17 protein-coding genes are annotated in these 18,398 nt (G+C 72.7%); 10 read left to right on the forward strand and 7 right to left on the reverse strand.

Features of this window, described 5'->3' with window-relative positions:
* The first annotated feature begins 56 nt into the window (after positions 1-56).
* The 4 genes from OH807_RS38680 to htpG all read left to right on the forward strand — a co-directional run bounded on the left by OH807_RS38680 (position 57) and on the right by htpG (position 4,595).
* Positions 57-1,295, forward strand: coding sequence for an alpha/beta hydrolase family protein (locus OH807_RS38680; protein ID WP_406209353.1), 1,239 nt, complete (start codon positions 57-59; stop codon positions 1,293-1,295).
* A gap of 239 nt (positions 1,296-1,534) precedes the next feature.
* Positions 1,535-2,224, forward strand: coding sequence for a hypothetical protein (locus tag OH807_RS38685; protein ID WP_406209356.1), 690 nt, complete (start codon positions 1,535-1,537; stop codon positions 2,222-2,224).
* Positions 2,199-2,438: a hypothetical protein gene (locus OH807_RS38690; protein ID WP_406209358.1), complete on the forward strand. Its 240-nt coding sequence runs from the start codon at positions 2,199-2,201 to the stop codon at positions 2,436-2,438. The genes OH807_RS38685 and OH807_RS38690 overlap by 26 nt, the downstream gene beginning before the upstream one ends.
* A 240-nt stretch (positions 2,439-2,678) precedes the next feature.
* The gene (htpG, locus tag OH807_RS38695) at positions 2,679-4,595 is read left to right on the forward strand and encodes a molecular chaperone HtpG (RefSeq protein WP_406209360.1); all 1,917 of its coding nucleotides are present in this window, start codon (positions 2,679-2,681) and stop codon (positions 4,593-4,595) included.
* Between the two features lie 58 nt (positions 4,596-4,653).
* On the opposite strand, the gene OH807_RS38700 is transcribed toward htpG, so the two are convergent.
* Together OH807_RS38700 and OH807_RS38705 are read right to left on the reverse strand one after the other, a co-directional pair.
* The gene (locus OH807_RS38700; RefSeq protein WP_406209363.1) at positions 4,654-5,466 is read right to left on the reverse strand and encodes a universal stress protein; all 813 of its coding nucleotides are present in this window, start codon (positions 5,464-5,466) and stop codon (positions 4,654-4,656) included.
* Between the two features lie 28 nt (positions 5,467-5,494).
* Positions 5,495-5,698, reverse strand: a complete 204-nt coding sequence (locus tag OH807_RS38705) for a hypothetical protein (RefSeq protein ID WP_406209365.1) — start codon at positions 5,696-5,698, stop codon at positions 5,495-5,497.
* A 168-nt stretch (positions 5,699-5,866) separates the two neighbouring features.
* Here OH807_RS38705 and OH807_RS38710 point away from each other — a divergent pair, with 168 nt between their 5' ends.
* Positions 5,867-6,475: a CBS domain-containing protein gene (locus OH807_RS38710; RefSeq protein ID WP_406209368.1), complete on the forward strand. Its 609-nt coding sequence runs from the start codon at positions 5,867-5,869 to the stop codon at positions 6,473-6,475.
* 126 nt (positions 6,476-6,601) lie between these two features.
* Here OH807_RS38710 and OH807_RS38715 read toward each other — a convergent pair whose 3' ends face one another.
* Entirely contained in the window at positions 6,602-7,501 is a 900-nt protein-coding gene (locus OH807_RS38715; protein WP_406209370.1) for an HAD family hydrolase, read from the reverse strand.
* 408 nt (positions 7,502-7,909) lie between these two features.
* Here OH807_RS38715 and OH807_RS38720 point away from each other — a divergent pair, with 408 nt between their 5' ends.
* Complete coding sequence (locus tag OH807_RS38720) at positions 7,910-8,605, forward strand: CBS domain-containing protein (RefSeq protein WP_406209372.1); 696 nt, start codon at positions 7,910-7,912, stop codon at positions 8,603-8,605.
* Between the two features lie 157 nt (positions 8,606-8,762).
* The gene (locus OH807_RS38725) at positions 8,763-8,954 is read left to right on the forward strand and encodes a helix-turn-helix transcriptional regulator (protein WP_406209375.1); all 192 of its coding nucleotides are present in this window, start codon (positions 8,763-8,765) and stop codon (positions 8,952-8,954) included.
* 187 nt (positions 8,955-9,141) lie between these two features.
* Here the strand turns inward: OH807_RS38725 and OH807_RS38730 are convergent, their stop codons facing one another.
* Positions 9,142-9,588 carry a winged helix-turn-helix transcriptional regulator gene (locus OH807_RS38730; protein ID WP_406209378.1) on the reverse strand — a complete coding sequence of 149 codons (447 nt, stop codon included), beginning with the start codon at positions 9,586-9,588 and terminating at the stop codon, positions 9,142-9,144.
* A gap of 95 nt (positions 9,589-9,683) precedes the next feature.
* Here OH807_RS38730 and OH807_RS38735 point away from each other — a divergent pair, with 95 nt between their 5' ends.
* Positions 9,684-10,976 carry an MFS transporter gene (locus tag OH807_RS38735; protein WP_406209381.1) on the forward strand — a complete coding sequence of 431 codons (1,293 nt, stop codon included), beginning with the start codon at positions 9,684-9,686 and terminating at the stop codon, positions 10,974-10,976.
* A gap of 105 nt (positions 10,977-11,081) precedes the next feature.
* Here OH807_RS38735 and OH807_RS38740 read toward each other — a convergent pair whose 3' ends face one another.
* Positions 11,082-11,969: an NAD(P)-dependent oxidoreductase gene (locus tag OH807_RS38740; protein ID WP_406209384.1), complete on the reverse strand. Its 888-nt coding sequence runs from the start codon at positions 11,967-11,969 to the stop codon at positions 11,082-11,084.
* Positions 11,970-12,020: 51 nt separating this feature from the next.
* On the opposite strand from OH807_RS38740, the gene OH807_RS38745 reads away from it, so the two are divergent.
* Positions 12,021-12,398 carry a winged helix-turn-helix transcriptional regulator gene (locus OH807_RS38745; protein WP_406211412.1) on the forward strand — a complete coding sequence of 126 codons (378 nt, stop codon included), beginning with the start codon at positions 12,021-12,023 and terminating at the stop codon, positions 12,396-12,398.
* Between the two features lie 217 nt (positions 12,399-12,615).
* Here the strand turns inward: OH807_RS38745 and OH807_RS38750 are convergent, their stop codons facing one another.
* On the reverse strand, positions 12,616-14,358 hold the full coding sequence (locus OH807_RS38750) for a thiamine pyrophosphate-dependent enzyme (protein WP_406209386.1): 1,743 nt from the start codon (positions 14,356-14,358) through the stop codon (positions 12,616-12,618).
* Positions 14,359-14,426: 68 nt separating this feature from the next.
* A complete protein-coding gene (locus OH807_RS38755) occupies positions 14,427-16,007 on the reverse strand; it encodes an FMN-binding glutamate synthase family protein (protein ID WP_406211413.1) in 1,581 nt (526 codons plus the stop codon).
* A gap of 290 nt (positions 16,008-16,297) precedes the next feature.
* Here OH807_RS38755 and OH807_RS38760 point away from each other — a divergent pair, with 290 nt between their 5' ends.
* Complete coding sequence (locus OH807_RS38760) at positions 16,298-18,328, forward strand: APC family permease (protein ID WP_406211415.1); 2,031 nt, start codon at positions 16,298-16,300, stop codon at positions 18,326-18,328.
* The last annotated feature ends 70 nt before the right edge of the window (positions 18,329-18,398 follow it).

Here is an 18,398-nt window from a genome sequence, read left to right on the forward strand (position 1 = left end):
GAACGCGGCGCGCGGATCCACGAGGAGATCAGCGGGAAACCAGTGAAGGAGCCCACATGACAGCCCGTCAGTCCCTGCTCGTCGGGACGCTCACCGCCGTACTGACCGCCGGTTCGCCCGCCGTCACCGCCCTGGCGGTCCAGGCCGCCCCGCCGAACCTCTCCGCCCCACCCGCGGTGACCGCTCCCGCACCGGTACGGCTCTCGCTGCCCGCACCCACCGGCTGGTCCCCGGTCGGTACCACGGTCCTGCACCTCGTCGACCCGCGACGCGCCGACCTGTGGGCGCCCACCCCTCGCCCCCGGGAGCTGATGGCGCAGGTCTGGTACCCGGCAGCCGCCTGCGGCTCATCCGGTCTGCCGCGCGCGCCCTGGACGGGTGCCGCCGAACAGGCCCGGCTGGAAACCGACTTCCTCGGCATCACCGCCCCCGGGCGGCTCGTCTGGCCGCTCACCCACTCCCTCGTGAACGCACCCGCCGAGCACACCGGCCGCCACCCGGTCGTGCTGTACTCGCCCGGATCACGTGGCGACCGCGCCTTCGGCACCGCCGAGGCCGAGGACCTCGCTTCGCGCGGGTACGTGGTCGTCGGGATCGACCACACCTTCGACGCCGGAGAGGTCCGCTTCCCCGACGGACGGCTGGAGGTCCGCAACACCCCCGCCGTGCACGCCATGACCGACGAGGAGATCGTCGCCTACCGCACCGCCGACACCCGGTTCGTCCTGGACCGGCTCACCGACCTCGCGGCCGGCACCAACCCCGACGCCGAGCACCGGGAGCTGCCGTCCGGCCTCGGCCCGGCCCTCGACCTCACCGCCGTCGGCATGCTGGGCCACTCCATGGGTGGCGCCACCGCCCTCCAGACCCTGCACGACGATGCGCGTGTCCTCGCCGCCACCACGATGGACGGCCCGGTCTTCGGTACGTCGGCCACCGACGGTGTGGACCGCCCGTTGCTGTTGCTCGGCGCCTCCGACGTCCGCCCGGCCCGCGACGCGATGTGGGACGCGCTCTGGCCCCGGCTCACCTCCTGGCGCCGACAGCTCACCCTGAACGGCTCCGGCCACCTCTCCTTCAGCGACTTCGCGGTACTGCTGCCCGCCGCCCGTCCGGTCCTCGGCTGGCCCGCCGAGCAGCTCGACCAGCTCCTCGGCTCCCTCGACGGCACCCGCGCCGCAGCGGTCCAACGCGTCTACCTCGCCGCCTTCTTCGACCTCCACCTGCGGCACCGCCCGACCACGCTCTTCGACCGGCCATCCGCCCTCTATCCCGAGATCACCCACCGCCGCTGAGCCCACCCCCTCCCCGCGCCCGGCCCCCGCCACTCCGGTCCCACCGGTGGCGAGGCCGCGGCGCGGGGACGTGGTCGGGCCTTGATCTGCTGGTCGCCTCCGCCGTGCCTGATCGCCGTCCTGCGGGGCCTGGCCCACTCGGCGACCGGGATCCTCAGGGCCGGCACGCCGGCTTCGTCGTCGGCGCCGACGTCGTCCGGTGGATGACAATCACGGGGTGTCGTCCATAGAATGACCGCATGAGCAAGAAGCCCCCGCAGCCCGCCGCCGGGCCCGATCCGGTCTCCTTCCTCGCCGCAGCCGCGGCGCTCGCCGCCATCGACGATGCCGTCCGCACCGCCGGGGCACCCGGCCACCCCGAGGGTCGAGGCACGCAGGAAGGCGGCGCCGAACAGGCCCTGGCCACGCTGGTACTGCTGCGGGAGCTGCGTGCCCGGCTCGCCGGTTGGGAGGCCCCACTGGTGGAAACCGCCCGCGCCGCAGGCGCCACCTGGGCCGATCTCGCCCGGCCCATGGGTGTCGCCAGCCGTCAGGCGGCCGAGAACCGCTACCTGCGTCTGCGCCGCACCGAGGACGCCTCCGCCGGCGCGGAGACCGGCGCGGAGACCGGCGCGGAGCGGGTCAAGGCGGTCCGTGACCGCCGGGCCGCGGACCGCACCGTCACGGCCTGGGCCCGCGCCAACGCCGCGGACCTGCGCGTGCTCGCCGCACAGGTCGCCGCGCTCACCGGCCTCGCCCCCCAGGCCCGCGCCGCACTCGCCGACCTCACCACCGCCCTCGGCACCCCCGACCCGGCCGGCCTGGTGGCCCCGCTCGCCGCGATGCGCTCCCACCTCGGTACGGGCCACCGCCACCTCGCCACCCGCCTCGACGACATCACCCACCACACCGACCGGCTGCGCCATGACAGCGACCAACGACGCACCTGACCCCGTCGCCGCCGCCGAGGAACGCTGGCAGCGGCTTCAGGGCCGGTTCGAGGCCGTGGGCGTCCGCATGCGGACCGAGACCGGCTCCGCCCTCGCCGCCATGGACGCCTGCCTGGACGGACTCGAAGCCGTGCGCCGGCACCTCGCCGACCACCCCGGCCTCCCCCGTACCAGCTCCGCGTCCGTGGCGGGGCCGGCACCGGCGCGCCGCTGACGCCCGACCCGTGTCCGCACCCCAACGGTATCGAGGCCGAGGTCGATGCCGCCGACCGTCCTGCCCCGACCGTCAGCCAGATCGTCCGAGACCTGGCCGCCCGATCCCCACGACCGGAGCGCGCCACGTGCAGCGGCGGTCGCCGGCCGACCGGTCGCCTACCATGCCGCTGTTCGGCGAGAGCCGTCCGGGCTCACGCCGATCCGTTCACCACACCTCACCCGGAAAAGGAGACCCAGAGTGGGTAACACTGTCGAGACGCTGGAATTCCAGGCGGAGACCCGTCAGTTGCTCCGGTTGGTGATCCATTCGATCTACTCGAACAAGGACATCTTCCTGCGCGAGCTGATCTCGAACGCCTCCGACGCACTGGACAAGCTGCGACTGGAATCGCTGACCGACTCCGGCCTCCAGGTCGACACCTCCGACCTGCACATCGCCCTCGAAGTCGACAAGGAAGCCCGCACGCTGACCATCCGTGACAACGGGATCGGCATGAGCCGGGACGACATCGTCGACCTGATCGGCACGATCGCCAAGTCCGGCACCGCCGGCCTGCTGAACAAGCTCAAGGAGGCCAAGGACGCCGCCGCGGCGCAGAGCCTGATCGGGCAGTTCGGCGTCGGCTTCTACTCGGCCTTCATGGTCGCCGACAAGGTCACCCTGCGCACCCGGCGGGCCGGCACCGACTCCGGCACCCGGTGGGAGTCCGAGGGCCAGGGCACCTACGACATCCAGGACGTCGACGGCCTGCCCACGGGCACCTCGGTCACCCTGCACCTCAAGCCCGTCGACAGCGAGGACGGGCTCGCCGACTACCTGTCCGAGTGGAAGATCCGCCAGATCGTCAAGCAGTACTCGGACTTCATCCGCTGGCCGATCCGGATGGCCACCGAGCGCACGGATGCCGACGGCGGCACCACGCACACCGTCGAGACCCTCAACTCGATGAAGGCCCTGTGGGCGCGGCCGCGCAGCGAGGTCACCGAGGACGAGTACCACGAGTTCTACCGGCAGATCAGCCACGACTGGCTCGACCCCGCCGCAACCATCCACATGCGCGCCGAGGGCACCTTCGAGTACGAGGCGCTGCTGTTCATCCCCTCGCAGGCACCGTTCGACCTGTTCTCCCGCGACACCCGGCGCGGCGTCCAGCTGTACGTCAAGCGCGTGTTCATCATGGACGACTGCGAAGCGCTGATGCCCGACTACCTGCGCTTCGTCAAGGGCGTCGTCGACGCCCACGACCTGTCACTGAACATCTCCCGCGAGATCCTGCAGCACGACCGCCAGATCCAGGGCGTCCGCCGGCGACTGGTCAAGAAGGTCCTCGGCGCGATCAAGGACATGCAGGGCAAGGACGCCGAGCGCTACGCCGAGCTGTGGGCCCAGTTCGGCCGCGTGCTGAAGGAGGGCCTGATCGAGGACACCGACAACACCGACACCCTCCTCGAACTGATCTCGGCCGCCTCCACGCACGATGCGCAGAGGACCACCACCCTGCGCGAGTACGTCGGACGCATGAAGGACGGCCAGGACGCCATCTACTACCTCACCGGCGAGAGCCGCGCGATGGTGGAGAACTCCCCCCACATGGAGGCGTTCGCGGCCAAGGGCTACGAGGTCCTCATCCTCACCGACCCCGTCGACGAGGTCTGGACCGACCGGGTCCCGGCCTTCGACGGCCACCGCCTGCAGTCCATCGCCAAGGGCCAGGTCGACCTCGACGAACCCGCCGACGACGACCAGCAGGCCAACGCCGACAAGGCCCGGCACGAGCAGGACTTCGCCGGCCTGCTGGCCTGGCTGACCACCACCCTGTCCGAGCACGTCAAGCAGGTCCGGCTGTCCTCCCGGCTGACGACGTCGGCGGCCTGCATCGTCGGCGACGCCGACGACATGACCCCCACCCTGGAGAAGATGTACCGGGCCATGGGGCAGGAACTTCCCTCCGTCAAGCGGATCCTGGAACTCAACCCCGACCACCGGCTGGTCACCGCACTGCGCACGGCACACCAGGCCGACCCCGACGATCCCGCGCTGGCGGAGATCGCCGAACTCGTCCACGGCAGTGCCCTGCTCGCCGAAGGCGGCGACCTTCCCGACCCCGCCCGCTTCACCCGGCTGCTCGCCGACCGCCTGTCCCGCGGCCTGTAGTCGGTACGGGGTGCGGCCGGCCAGGGCACGACGCGGTCCCGGACCTCCGCACCCCGACTCACACCGGCACGACGACCACCGGGCAGTGGGCGTGCTGGATCACCGCCCGGCTGGTGGAGCCCAGGCGACCGAGCGGCCCGCTCGGCTCACCGTGGCGGCCCACCACGACCAGCCGGTGGGCCGCAGACGCCGCCACCAACTCCTTCGCGGCCCCCGAGTGCACGACCGACGTGGTGACGGCGACGTCCGGGAAGCGCTCGCGCCGGCCCGCCAAGACCTCGGCGACCAGCCGCTCGTGCTCCGCCGCGACGTGCCCCTCCTCGTACACCGGCGGGACTTCGTGGCCGGGCCCGAGCACCAGTGGTGAGCTGAAGGCGTGGATGACGGTCAAGGGGAGGGAATGCAGCCGGGCGGTCTGGAAGGCGTGGGCGAGTACGGGGCCCTCCGCGTCGCTGCCCTCCAGCCCGACCACCACGCCGCCATCGGGCGCCGGCCCGTGGTGCACCACCACGACCGGGCACGGCGCATGGGCGGCCACGTACAGGCTGGTCGAGCCCACGAGCAGTTCGGTGAAGCCTCCCGACCCCCGGTTGCCGACCACGAGCAGCACCGCCCCCTTCGCCGCGCCGGTCAGCGCCTCGCGTGGCGGTCCGTCCACGAGTTCGGCCGCGACGGTGAGGTCCGGGTGTCGCTCGGCGACCCGTGCCCACTCCTCGTCGAGCAGCTGCGCCTCGCCCGGATCGGCAGTGCCGTACCGGGCGTGGACGAGCCGTAGGTCCGCGTGCCGCAGTGCCGCCTCGTCGGCGGCCCAGTTGACGGCGGCCCGGCTGGGCTCCGACGGGTCCACGCCCACGGCGATGGATCGGTTCATCGTTGACACCTCCATAGGTCGGTCCGGCTCAACGGACGAGCACCCGCTCGCCCGGGCGTGGCACCGCGGCCGTCCCCTGGAACAGGCCGCAGTCGACCACCGGACGGGCGTGGTCGGTCCTGACCGGGGGATCGCCGTCGGCGACGGTTCCCACACCGCCGCGGAAGGCCGGCGGGCCGGTTCGGGGCTGCGGTCGGGGTCCGCCGGTGCCCGTCGTGGCGTCCGTCGTCATGGCTGCCTCCAGCGGGGCTCGGGGTTTCCATCGTCCCGCCGTCCGGCCGCGTTGTCCTGGGCCGGACCGCCCTCGGCGGCAGGGACCGTCCGGCCCTGTCCGACGGCGTCCGGCGGGCCGACAGTGGAGGTGGGACGAGCGAGGAGGGGCGAGGACGAGGAGGGCACTGTGAGCAGCACACCGAGCACCGTCGCCGACGTCATGACCCACGGGGTGGTGGCCGTCGGCCGCGACGCGGACTTCCGCGAAGTCACCGATACCCTGCAGCGCTGGCAGGTCAGCGCGGTCCCCGTCCTGACCGGCGACGGCCGGGTCGTCGGGGTGGTCTCCGAGGCCGACCTGCTCACCGCCCGCGCCCGCGCCCGCGACGGCGCGAGCGCCGACGCGCTGACGGCCGGGCGGATGATGTCCGTCCCGGCCGTCACCGTGCACCCCGGCAGCCCCCTCAACGAGGCCGCCCGCGCGATGGCCCGTGGCCACCTCAAGCGGCTCCCGGTGGTCGACGAGGAGGACTACCTGGTCGGCATCGTCAGCCGGAGCGACCTGCTGAAGGTCTACCTCGACGACGACCGCGGGCTCACCGACCGGGTGCGCTTCGAACTGGTCGCCACCCTCGGCCCGACCGCTGTCGTGGACACCGGAGTCCGCTCCGAGAACGGCCGGATCACCCTGTCCGGAGACTTGCCCGACGCGGTCTCCGCGCCCGTCCTGGAACGCCTGGTGCGCTCCGTGCCGGGGGTCGTGGGCGTCGAACTCCGACTCGCCACGCCGGTCTGAGCGGGGCGTTCCGGGGGCCGGGTCCGTACGCGTGGCCGTCGACGGCTCGCCGGGGCCCGGCAGCGGCGTGCCCCGGCAGCGGCGTGCTGGGCGGTCGAACGATCACCACGTTGGTGCACCGAGGACTCAATCGCTCTCGACGACCGTGACGGCACCCAGTCCTCGTACGAGCGGCTCCCCGGCCGGCCACGGTCCCGAGGGCGCCTCGTGATCGAAGGTGATCGCCACCGTGCGGCCGAAGCCGGCCCGGACACCGGCCGCCGTGCCCAGCGGTGTGCCGGCCAGCAGTACCGAGCGCGCCGGTGCGGCCTGGAGCAGCCCCAGCGCCAGCTCGAACAGGCCCGGCTCGGGTGGTCCGGCGAGCCCGCAGTGCCACGCGTCCCCGGCATCCACACTGGCGTCCACCAGCTCGGCCAGGCCGGCTGCACGGAGCAGGAGCGCGCCGCGCCGGCTCGTGGTGACCGCCGCCGTCCGGATCCCGGCGGTGCGCAGCGCCAGCAGCAGGTGAACAGCGCCTCTGCGCGGCGGCACAGGTTGGGAGTGCAGGAGTTCCTCGAAGCACCGGTCCTGGTGGCGGACGAGCAGGCCCAGCAGGTCCTCCCCCGACGGGCCGAGGTGCTGGACGGCCAGGTCGGCGACTACCAGGTGTTCGGCCAGCAGGGCGGCCCCGGTATCCGCGTCGAGGCGGCCGGTGAGGTGGGCGGGAAGGTCGGACGCGGCGTCGAGGTGGCGTTGCGGACGACCGGTGACGTGCGTGTACTGGGCCAGGTAGGAGTCGAGGGTGTCCTGCCAGGCCATGACGCGCAGCGACTGGGAGTCGGTCAGGACACGGTCCGCGTCGAAGATGACGGCACTCACCAGGTGAGGGACCAGCCGGATCGGCGTCCCGTCGGTGCCTGTCCCGTCCTCGTGCTCCTCGTGCTCCTCGTGCTCTTCGTACTCCTCGGCTCCGAGCGGTCCGGTGTCCGCACCGCCGAAGGCCGGCCGTGCCGCCGCCGCGGACGGCTGGTAGTGGGCGGTGGACATCTGAGGCTCCTTCGGTCCGGTTCGACGACGGTGGCGCTCCCTGGTGGCGCTCTCCGGGCGGGTACCTTCCGAGCCTCCGCCGGCGGGAATTCCCCGCACCAGGGCCGGTCGGCCCCGAATGCCGGGCCACCGGGCACGCACGGAGACCCGGTCCCGGCACTGCACCTCGGCGACGGACCGCGGGCTGTCACCGATCTCGCGGGCCCGCGCTGGCTGCGCTCCGGTCCGCTGATAGGCGGGTTCCTTGTGCGGCGGCCTTCGGATCGGACACCCTCGGCTTCCCGGCGCCGCCCCCGGTGGGCCGTCCTGGTCGGACCGGCCCGGGCAGCGGGGCCGAACGGCCCTGGAACGGCCCGGTCCGGCGGCGGACAGTGAGGGTACGGCACGACCCGCGAAGGAGTGAGGACCATGCGGCACCGCACCGTCCAGGACGTGATGACCCAGGAGGTCGTCACGGCCGGGCCCGACACGCCGTTCAAGGAAGTCGTGGCGCGTTTCCACCGCAACGACATCACCGCCATCCCGGTCATCGACGACCAGGGGCGCCCGCTCGGCGTGGTGTCCGAGGCCGACCTGATCCGCAAGGAGGCGGTCCTGCCGGATCCCGAGGGTCACTTCCCGGGCCGCCGGCTCGACGCCCACGACCGCGCCCGCGCGGAGGCCGAGACCGCCGGCGGCCTGATGACCAGCCCGCCCGTCACCGCCCGACCCGGTTGGTCCGTTCCCGAGGCGGCCCGCGCGATGGACCGCCACAAGGTGAAGCGGCTGCCCGTGGTCGACGAGGTCGGCCGGCTGGTCGGCATTGTGAGCCGCCGGGACCTGCTTCAGGTCTTCCTGCGGAACGACGCGGCGATCCGCGAGGAGATCACGCACGACGTGCTCGGCCAGACCCTGTGGCTGGCGCCGGACGCCGTCCAGGTCGCCGTTCAGGAGGGTGTGGTGACCCTCACGGGACGGGTGCCCCGCCGAAGCCTGATCCCGCTCGCCGAGCAGCTCTGCCGGGCGGTGGACGGCGTGGTGGCCGTGCACCAGTCGCTCGACTGGACCGATGACGACACCGACGTCCCGGTGGAACACCCCCACGCCTACCGAGCGGGCCGGTGAGAAGAAGGCCGCGCGGCAGTTCTGCCTGTCTTCGCTTCCGAAGGGATGCAACGGCCGCCGATGCGCTCCACCAGCCGTTTGCGGTGGGGCCAACTCACTCTTGTCCACTGAGACGAGTGGTCAGCGAATGGCGGTTTGACGACAGCAGGAGGGTGCCGTGCCGGAGCAGTTCATGACTGCCAAGGAGACGGCGACGTATCTGAACATGTCCCTCGCCCGGGCCTACCGGGACGCTCCGCGCCTCGGGCTCGTGCCCTGCAAGTTCGGGTGTGGCAGGAACGCCAAGTTGCAGTTCAAGGTGTCGGAGGTCCAGGCCTGGGTGAAGCAGCAGAGGACACGGGCGGCGTAGTCGTCCCGGGTCCAGGGGCCCAGCCCGGCAGGGCTGGGCCCCTGGGAGTTCAGGCGGTCAGCCAGAGGTCCAGGACCAGGGCGCCGCGCCCGCGCGCCGCAGCCCCGGGCGGGGCGGCCGGCTTCGGTGCGGGGGTCGGCCGGTTCCGTCCGTTCCGCTTCCCGTTGCTCCGGTGCCCGGCATCCGGTCAGGACACCTTGTGGACCGTGGTGTCGTCGGGGTTCAGGCGGCGCCCGTCCGCCGACCGGACTTCGAGGTCGTGGAGGCGTTGTCCGTGCCGGCGGTCGACCAGCTGCGAGTGCGGCTCGTCCGGGGCGAAGAAGTTCTGTTCGCCCCACTGGCGCAGCGCCACGATGACGGGGAAGAGGGCGTTGCCCTTCGGGGTCAGGACGTATTCGCGGTAGGCGCTGCCGTCCGAGGCGGGGACGGTTTCGAGGATGCCGCCGGCGACGAGGGCCCGCAGGCGGGTGGTCAGGATGTTCTTCGCCACGCCGAGGCTGCGCTGGAACTCCCCGAAGCGACGGCTCCCGTCGAAGGCGTCGCGCACGATCAGGAGGGACCACCAGTCGCCGATCGCGTCCACCGATCGCGCGACGGGGCAGTCGCTGTCGTCGAAGCGTGTCCTTGCCACCATGCCGTCCTCCCATCATGTCGGTTGCAACATGATACCAACCTCGGCTACGGTCCCGATCGGTAGCAAGATGAAACTAGGTAGGGAGAGGGTGTCGAATGATCGGCGACTGTGAGGCCGGGACACGGCAGGCCGCGGCCCGCGACGGCGGAGGGTCCGCGTCCGTCCTGTCCCGCGGGGTGGTCGTCCTGTTCGCCGTGGCCTGTGGGACGGCGGTGGCCAACGTCTACTTCGCCCAACCGCTCCTCGCGACCATCGGCCACGATCTCGCCATGAGTCCGGCACTGGTCGGCGGCGTCGTCGCGCTCACCCAGGTCGGCTACGGGGTGGGCCTCTTCCTCCTCGTACCCCTGGGTGACGTGGTGGACCGCAGACGGCTCATCGTCGCCCAACTGCTCCTGCTGGTGGTGGCGCTGGCAGCGGTCGCCGTCGCCCGCACTGCGACGCTCCTGCTCGCGGGGATGGCCGCGATGGGGCTTCTCGCGGTCGTCACCCAGACCCTGGTGGCCTTCGCGGCCTCACTGGCTCCACCGGCCCGCCGTGGAGGGGTCGTCGGTCTCGTGACCAGCGGCGTGGTCATCGGGATCCTGCTCTCCCGCACCGCCTCCGGCCTCGTCGCCGACCTTGCCGGCTGGCGCTCCGTCTACCTCGCCTCGGCGGGGCTCACCGCCCTGCTCGCCGTGGCCCTGCACCTGGTGCTGCCGCGCCACGGCGCCCTCCCGCCGACCTCCCTGCGGTACGGACAGCTGCTGCGCTCCACCGTCACCCTGTTCGCACGGGAACGCGTCCTGCGGGTCCGAGCCCTGCTCGGCCTGCTGATCTTCGCCGCCTTCAGCACCCTGTGGAGCAGCATCGCACTGCCGCTCAGCGATCCGCCGTTCTCCCTCTCCCACACCGCGATCGGGGCATTCGGTCTGGTCGGAGCCGTGGGCGCCCTGGCGGCGACCGCGGCGGGCCGGCTGAACGACCGCGGACTCTCCCGACAGACCACCGGCACCGCCCTGGCGCTGCTCGCCGCATCCTGGCTGCCGTTGGCCTTCACCCGGAGCTCCCTCTGGGCCCTGGTCATCGGCGTCGTCCTCCTCGACCTCGCGGTGCAGGCGGTCCACGTCACCAACCAGACCTTGATCTACGCTCTGCGCCCGGACGCGGGCAGCCGGTTGATCGGCGGGTACATGGTCTTCTACTCGATCGGCAGCGCCACCGGTGCGATCGCCGCGACCACCCTTTGCGCGGTCGCCGGCTGGGGCGCAGTCTGCGCGCTGGGCGCGGCGTTCAGCTGCCTCGCGTTCGCGCTCTGGGCGTTCACCCGTTCCGACACCCCGGGCGGTGACACCCCGGGCGCCGACAGCGGCGTCGCGGGCCGGGGTTCTGCCGCGCAGCGGCGGTGACGACGAGTCCGGCGGCAGCTCGGCAGCTCGGCAGCTCGGCAGCGGGCGGTGGGCGGCGGGACGGGCGACGCCGCCGCCCGTCGCCGCCCGCCCCGCCGCCGGCGATCAGCGCCGGCCGAGCACCTCGGCCAGGCGGCTCGCACCGTCCCCGCCATGGCCCAGCGCGATGGTCCGGCGGACGAGCCCCTCGGCGGCGCGCATCACGCCGGAGTCGATGCCGTGCGCCTCCGCCGTGTGCACGACGTGGGCCATCGTGGAGACCGCCGACGTGAGCGGGTTGATCGCACCCGAGTAGCTGGCGCTGTCGAAGTCCTCGGCGAACTCGGCGAACAGCGGCGGGAGGATCGCGCCGATGCCCTGGGCGAACGGTGCCAGCTCCCGCCCGTCGATCCCCTCCGCCTTGGCCAGCGCCAGTGCGTGCACGTACCCGGCCATCGTCGTCCAGAAGATGTCGAGCAGCGCGATGTCGAACCCGGCCGCCCGGCCGATCTCCTCGCCGAGGTGGGTGTGCGTACCACCGAGGGCCGCCAGCACCGGCTGGTGGCGCCGGTACAGCTCGGCCGGGCCGCTGTGGATGAACACCGCCTCCGTGGTGCCGATGCTCGGGGCGGGGGTCATGATGGCGCCGTCCAGGTAATCGACGCCGTGTGCCGCCGCCCAGACGGCCGTGTCCCTGGCGCGCTGCGGCGTGTCGGCGGTGAGGTTGACGACCGTCCGGCCCTTGAGCGCGGCGGTGACGTCCTCGCGGCGCAGCACGCCGTCGGAGGCGTCGTAGTTCACCACGCAGACGATGACCAACTCGCTTGCAGCCACCGCCTCTTCGGCGGTCGCGGCACTCACCGCCCCCTTGCCGACAAGGTCGGTGTCCCGGCCGGCCGTCCGGTTCCAGACCGTGGTCCGCACCCCCGCCTCGACGAAGGCGCCGGCCAGGGCACGGCCCATCGGTCCGAGGCCGAGCACGGTGACGGCGGACTGCACGTGGTTGGTGGACATACTTCAGCTCCTGTAGACATGGTGGTGGACATCGAGAACGAGGGGGCGAAGATGACGCGCAGCCGGGCGGTGGACCCGAATGTCTGCGGGGTGACGGCCGCGATCTCCGTGATCGACGGCAAGTGGAAGACGTCCCTGCTCTGGCTGTTGGAGGCAGGCCCGCACCGGCCCGCCGAGCTGCGTCGGCAGCTGCCGGGCCTGAGCGAGAAGGTCCTCACCCAGGCGCTGCGGGAGATGGAGTCCGACGGTCTGGTGCACCGCGAGGTGCACGACGTTCTTCCGCTGAAGACCGTCTACTCCCTGACCGACTTCGGACTCCGCCTCTCCGAGGCCCTGGCCCCCGTCTCCGACTGGGGCCACGAACGCCTCGATCGCATGGCCGCCGAACTGGCCGAACCGGCCGCACCGGTCGAGTCGTCGGCCTCCTGACCTGCCGTCATCTCCCTTCCGCCTCCGAGATCCAGCTTGCCCGCCACCCCCGGGCCTGCCCAGTACGCACAAATAAGTGGGTACGCCTCCGGTCCCGTGCGCGGTGCTGCGGCCGCCGCTGCTCAAGGCGAGCCGGCGTACGGGACCGGCCCTGTCCGTCGGGATCGCGGGGCGCTCACGCTCCGCGGGGACCGGCCGGGGCCCTGCCGGGGCGGGGTCAGGCCGTCGTCGGGTCGGTCGGGCCGCTCCGCAGCAGCTCCTTGACCTTGGCGACGGCGAAGCCCCAGCCCTGTTGCACCGTCGGCTTTCCCGGTACGGCGAGCTCGTCCGGGTTGGTCAGCACGTCCAGCAGGACCGGCCCCGGGGTGTCGAGCGCCTGGCGGACGCCGGCCCGGAGGTGGCCCGGGTCGGTGACGCGAATACCGGTGATCCCCAGGGAGTTGGCGACGGCGGCGAGGTCCGGGTTGTCCAGGCCGGTGCCGAACCCGGTGAGCCCGGTCTGTTCCTGTTCGAGTTCGACCATGCCCAGGCGGCGGTTGTCGAAGACCACGAGCTTGACCGGCAGCCGGTAGGTGCGGATGGTCATGAGGTCGCCGAGCAGCATGCTCAGCCCGCCGTCGCCGCAGAACGCGACGACCTGGCGGTCCGGCGCCCACAGCTGGGCGCCGAGGGCCTGCGGCATCGCGTTGGCCATCGAGCCGAGGTTGAAGGAGCCGAGCAGGCGCCGGTCGCCGCGCATCGAGACGTGCCGGGAGAGCCAGACCGTGGCCATGCCGGTGTCCGAGGTGAAGATCGTGTCGTCGGCGGCGAAGGCGTCCACGGCGGCGGCCAGCGCCTCGGGCCGGATGTCGTGGCCGCGGTTGTCCAGCACGCTGCGCAGCCGTCCCGTCAGGTGCTTGTCGTGGTCCGGGTCCGCGAGCCGCTGCTGTCCGGCCTGCCACGTGGCGAACCGGTCGCGGGTCGATTCCAGGTGCGCGCGGTCCTTCACCGCGTCCAGGTGGGGGAGCAGTGCGCGGAGCGTCGCGCCGACGTCGCCGGCCAGGCCCGTGTCGACCGGTACCCGCCGCCCGAGGTTGCGTTCCTGGAGGTCGATCTGGACGATCCTGCAGTCGGTGGGGTACCAGTCGCGGTACGGGAAGTCGGTGCCGAGCATGACCAGGGTGTCGCAGCTGTCGAGGGCGTGGGCGGCCGCGGGGTTGCCGATCAGTCCGGTCAGGCCGACCTGGTACGGGTTGTCCCCCTCGAAGCCCTCCTTGGCCTTGAGGGTGAGGACCATCGGTGCGGCCAGCCGCTCGGCCAGCTCCAGGACGCTCTCGCGCGCGTCCCGGGCGCCGCGGCCGACCAGCAGGGTGACCTTGGATCCGGCGTTGACGAGCTCGGCGGCCGCCCGGACACCCGGCTCGTCCGGGCGGGTGACGGGGCGGCTGCGGGGGAACCGGGCGGGCCGGTCGTCGGTGAGTTCGAGGTCGCCGAGGTCGCCGGGCACCGTGAGGACGGCGACGCCGTTCTCGCTGAACGCGGCACGGACGGCCGCCTCCAGCATGCGCGGCATCTGGTCCGGGGAGGTGACGGTGCTCCGGTGGACGGCGACGTCACGGAAGAGCAGGTCGTTGTCGACTTCCTGGAAGTAGTCGCTGCCGAACTCGGCCAGCGGGACCTGCCCGGCGATGGCGAGCACGGGGGTGCGGCTCTTGGCGGCGTCGTACAGGCCGTTGAGGAGGTGCACGGAGCCGGGGCCGACGGTGCCCATGCACACCCCCAGCGTGCCGGACAGCTGGGACTGGGCGCCCGCGGCGAACGCGGCGGCCTCCTCGTGGCGGCAGCCGATCCACTCGATCCCGTCGGCGGCGCGGATGGCGTCGGTGAGCGGGTTCAGCGCGTCGCCGACGACGCCGAACACCTGGCGCACGCCCAGGTCCTGCAGGGCTTCGACGATGACACGGGCAACGGTGCGGGCCACGGTTGGTCCTCCGGTTCGGTCGGGGGTTTCGGAGCGGGGGTGTCGGGGGGCGTCCCGGGCCGGGCCGGTCACACGGTGAAGCGGTCGGGGTCGGCCGCGTACCAGTCCTCGGCCCAGGCGTCGGGCGGGCCCTTGAGCAGCCGGCCCGGTTCGAGCTGCGGGTGCAGTTCGGCGTAGGAGCGGACGGTCTGCGCGTCCATCCGGCGCCGCAGCATGTGCGGGCGCAGCTGGGCGGGGTCGTCGACGCCCATGACGGCCATGATCTGCAGGGCGCTCCTGACCGTCGCCTCCTGGTAGCGGCGGACGCGCTGCGACTTGTCGCCGACGTGCAGGGCGCGGGCCCGGCGGGCGTCCTGGGTGGCCACACCGGTGGGGCAGGTGTTGGTGTGGCAGCGCTGGGCCTGGATGCAGCCCACGGCGAACATCATGGCCCGCGCCGAGTTGGTGAAGTCGGCTCCCTGGAGCAGCCGTTTGACGAGGTCGCTGCCGGTGGCGACCTTCCCCGCGGCGCCGATCCGGATCCGGTCGCGCAGACCGGTGCCCAACAGGGCGTTGTGGACGGTCAGCAGCCCCTCGGTCAGCGGCATGCCCATGTGGTCGGCGAACTCCAGGGGCGCGGCACCGGTGCCGCCCTCGGCGCCGTCGACGAGGATGAAGTCGGGGGTGACGTTCTCGTCGATCATGGCCTTGCAGACGGCGAGGAACTGGCGGCGGGATCCGACGCAGAGCTTGAACCCGGTCGGCTTGCCGCCGGCCAGCTCGCGCATCCGCGCGAGGAAGCGGACCAGCTCGCGGGGTGTGCCGAAGACCTGGTGGTACGCCGGGGAGATGACGGTGCGGCCCTGCGGGACGCCGCGGACGGCGGCGATCTCGGCGGTGACCTTGGTGCCGGGCAGCACCCCGCCGATCCCCGGCTTCGCGCCCTGACTGAGCTTCAGCGACACGCACTTGACCTGCGGGCGGGCAGCCTTCTCGGCGAACGCGCGCTCGTCGAAGCCGCCGTCCTCCGTCCGGCAGCCGAAGTAGCCGGTGCCGATCTCCCAGATGAGGTCGCCGCCCGGCCGCTGGTGGTACTCGGAGATGCCGCCCTCGCCGGTGTCGTGGGCGAAACCGCCCAGTGCGGCGCCGGTGTTGAGGGCCAGCACGGCGTTGGCGGACAGCGAGCCGAAGCTCATCGCCGAGACGTTGAGCAGCGCCATGTCGTACGGCTGCGTGCAGTCGGGGCCGCCGATCCGCACCCGCGGCGGCTCCTCCGCCACCTGGCAGGGGCTCATGGAGGGGACGAGGAACTCGCGGCCGCTGTCGTAGAGGTCGAGTTCGGTGCCGAACGGCTCCTCGGCATCGGTCCCCTCGGCGCGTTCGTAGACGATGCTGCGGACGGAGCGGTCGAACGGCCGCCCGTCGAAGTCGCGCTCGACGAAGTACTGCTGGACCTCCGGGCGGATCGCCTCCAGGACGAACCGCAGGCGGCCCACCACCGGGTAGTTCCGCAGCACGGCGTGCCGCTTCTGGAGCAGGTCCCGCACCGCCAGCAGCAGCAGTGCCGTCAGCGGGCCGGCCGCCGACCACCACCACGGCGACACCAGGACCGACACGACGACGGCGGCCACGGCGGCGCCGCCCAACAGGGCCACGAAGAGAGTTCTCAGCACGGATCGCGTATGTCCCGGATCCCGCCCGGCAAGCCGACCGGTTGTTCGGGGCCGTCGGGCCGGGCAACCGGGCCGGGCCGCCGTTCGTTCCCGCGCGCCGCCGGTGCATGCCGGGTGGCCGCCGGGACAGAAGGAGGGCGGATCCGCGGGCGGGCCGACCGGAGCAGTAGTCCGGCAGCGACGCCCGTTCTCGTGACCGAAGGGGATGAGGGATGGCCGCGGTACCGGACCGCCCGGACAACACGGGCCCGCAGGAGAGCGACCTCCCCGAAGGTCCGGGCTACCGGATGAAGCGAATCCTGCTGGGGCCGCCACTGGTCAGCGCGGAACTGCGCAACGAGAAGCTGTCCAAGCCCGTTGCGCTGGGCGTCCTCGCGCCGGACTGCATCAGCTCCAGCGCCTACGGCACCGAGCAGATGCTGACCCAGCTGATCCCCGCCGTCGGGGTGGCCGGCTTCGCCCTGGTCATGCCGGTCACCGGCGTCATCCTGGCGCTCCTGCTGCTGCTCACGCTCTGCTACCGCGACGTCGTGACGACGTACACCCGCACCGGCGGCTCCTACGTGGTGGCGCGGGAGAACTTCGGGCCGCGGGTGGCGCAGGTCTCGGCGGTTGCGTTGCTGATCGACTACATCGTCACCGTGGCCGTCCAGACGGCCGCCGGCACCGATGCCGTCGCCTCGCTGCTGCACGTCCTCTGGCAGGTGAACATCGATCACGAGAAGCTGTGGATCACCGCCGGGGTGGTGTGCCTGCTCTGCTACGGCAACCTGCGCGGCATCCGCGAGGCCGGCCGGGCCTTCTCGCTGCCGACCTACCTGTTCGTCGGAGCGACGGGGCTGACCGTGCTCACCGGCATGCTCCGGCTCGCCGCGGGCAATCTGCCGCGGCTGAGCGAGGCGGACCTGCACGCACCCGGCGCCATCGACACGGGCCACCCGGGCGGCGGCCTCCTGATGGGCGCCTCGCTCCTCGTCCTGATGCGGGCCTTCGCCAACGGCGGCTCCTCGCTCACCGGGCTGGAGGCCGTCTCCAACGGCGTGAGCGCCTTCCGCAGCCCGCAGGGCCGCAACGCCCGCCGCACGCTGGTCGTCATGAGCACCCTCCTGGGCGTCCTGGTGCTCGGCGTCTCCACACTCGCCTGGCAGACCCACACCGTGCCGTTCACCTCGGGAAGCCCCACTGTGCTGGCCCAGGAGGCACACCTGGTCTTCGGGCAGAGCGCCTTCGGCACCGCGATGTTCGTCATCGTCCAGGTCGCCACCGCGCTCATCCTCTACACCGGCGGCAACACATCCTTCAACGGGTTCCCGTTCCTGGCCAGCTTCGTCGCCGAGGACGCCTTCCTGCCCCGGCAGTTGACCGTCCGCGGGCACCGGCTCGCCTTCTCCAACGGCATCGTCGTCCTGACGGCGGCCTCGCTCGCGCTGCTGGTCGTGACCGGCGGGAACCTCACGAAGCTGGTGGCGCTCTACGCCATCGGCGTCTTCACCGGATTCGTGATGGCGGCGGCCGGCCTGGTGAAGCACCACTGGACCCGCCGGGAGAGGCACCGCCGGACGAAGATCGCCGTCAACGCGGCGGCGGCACTGGCCTCGGCGGCCGTCGTGGTGGTCTTCGCGGTCTCCAAGTTCACCGAGGGCGCCTGGATGGTCGTCGTCGTCTTCCCGGTCGGCGTCTGGGCGCTGATCCGCACCAACCACCGCTACCGCACGGAGGCCGACGCGCTGGAGGCCGCCCCGGCCTCAGCCACCGCCACGTTCCGCCATCGCGGCGTCGTCCACGTCCTCGTCGACCGGCTCGACCTCGCCGTCGTCAACGCCCTCCACCACGGCCAGAGTCTGCGGCCCGACGAACTCCACGCCGTGCACTTCGTGATCGACGAGCAGCACGCCGAACAGCTGCGTCGCCAATGGGCCGCCAACCGGGCCGCGGACGTGCCGCTGGAGCTCGTCGAGTGCCCGGACCGCCGCCTGCACCACGCCGTCGCCGCCCTGGCCGCCCGCGCCACGGCCGACGGGCACACCGACGTCACCCTGCTCATCCCCCGGCGCACGTACGGGCCCGTCAGCGGCCGCCTGCTGCACGCGCGGGCGGGTGACCGTCTCGCCCAGGCCGTCGACCGCCTGCCCCACGTCGCCGCCACCCTCGTCCCGTTCGACGTCCGGCGGGCCCTTCGGGAGGCTGCCGCGCAGGCCCCCGGGGCCCACCCCGGGGGCGCACCGCCGGTCGGCCCTGGGTCGGTGCTGCCACGGAAGGCAGCGGCGGACCGGCCGGCTCCCGTGGTACCGGGCGGCGGCGGTGCTTCGATCCGATGATCGTGGGTAGTCGGGGCGGGGTCCGAGCCCGGGACGCGACCGCCCGGCCGGCGGTCGAGCGACGGAGGCG

Source organism: Kitasatospora sp. NBC_01560, from assembly GCF_045208415.1.
Lineage (GTDB): Bacteria > Actinomycetota > Actinomycetes > Streptomycetales > Streptomycetaceae > Kitasatospora.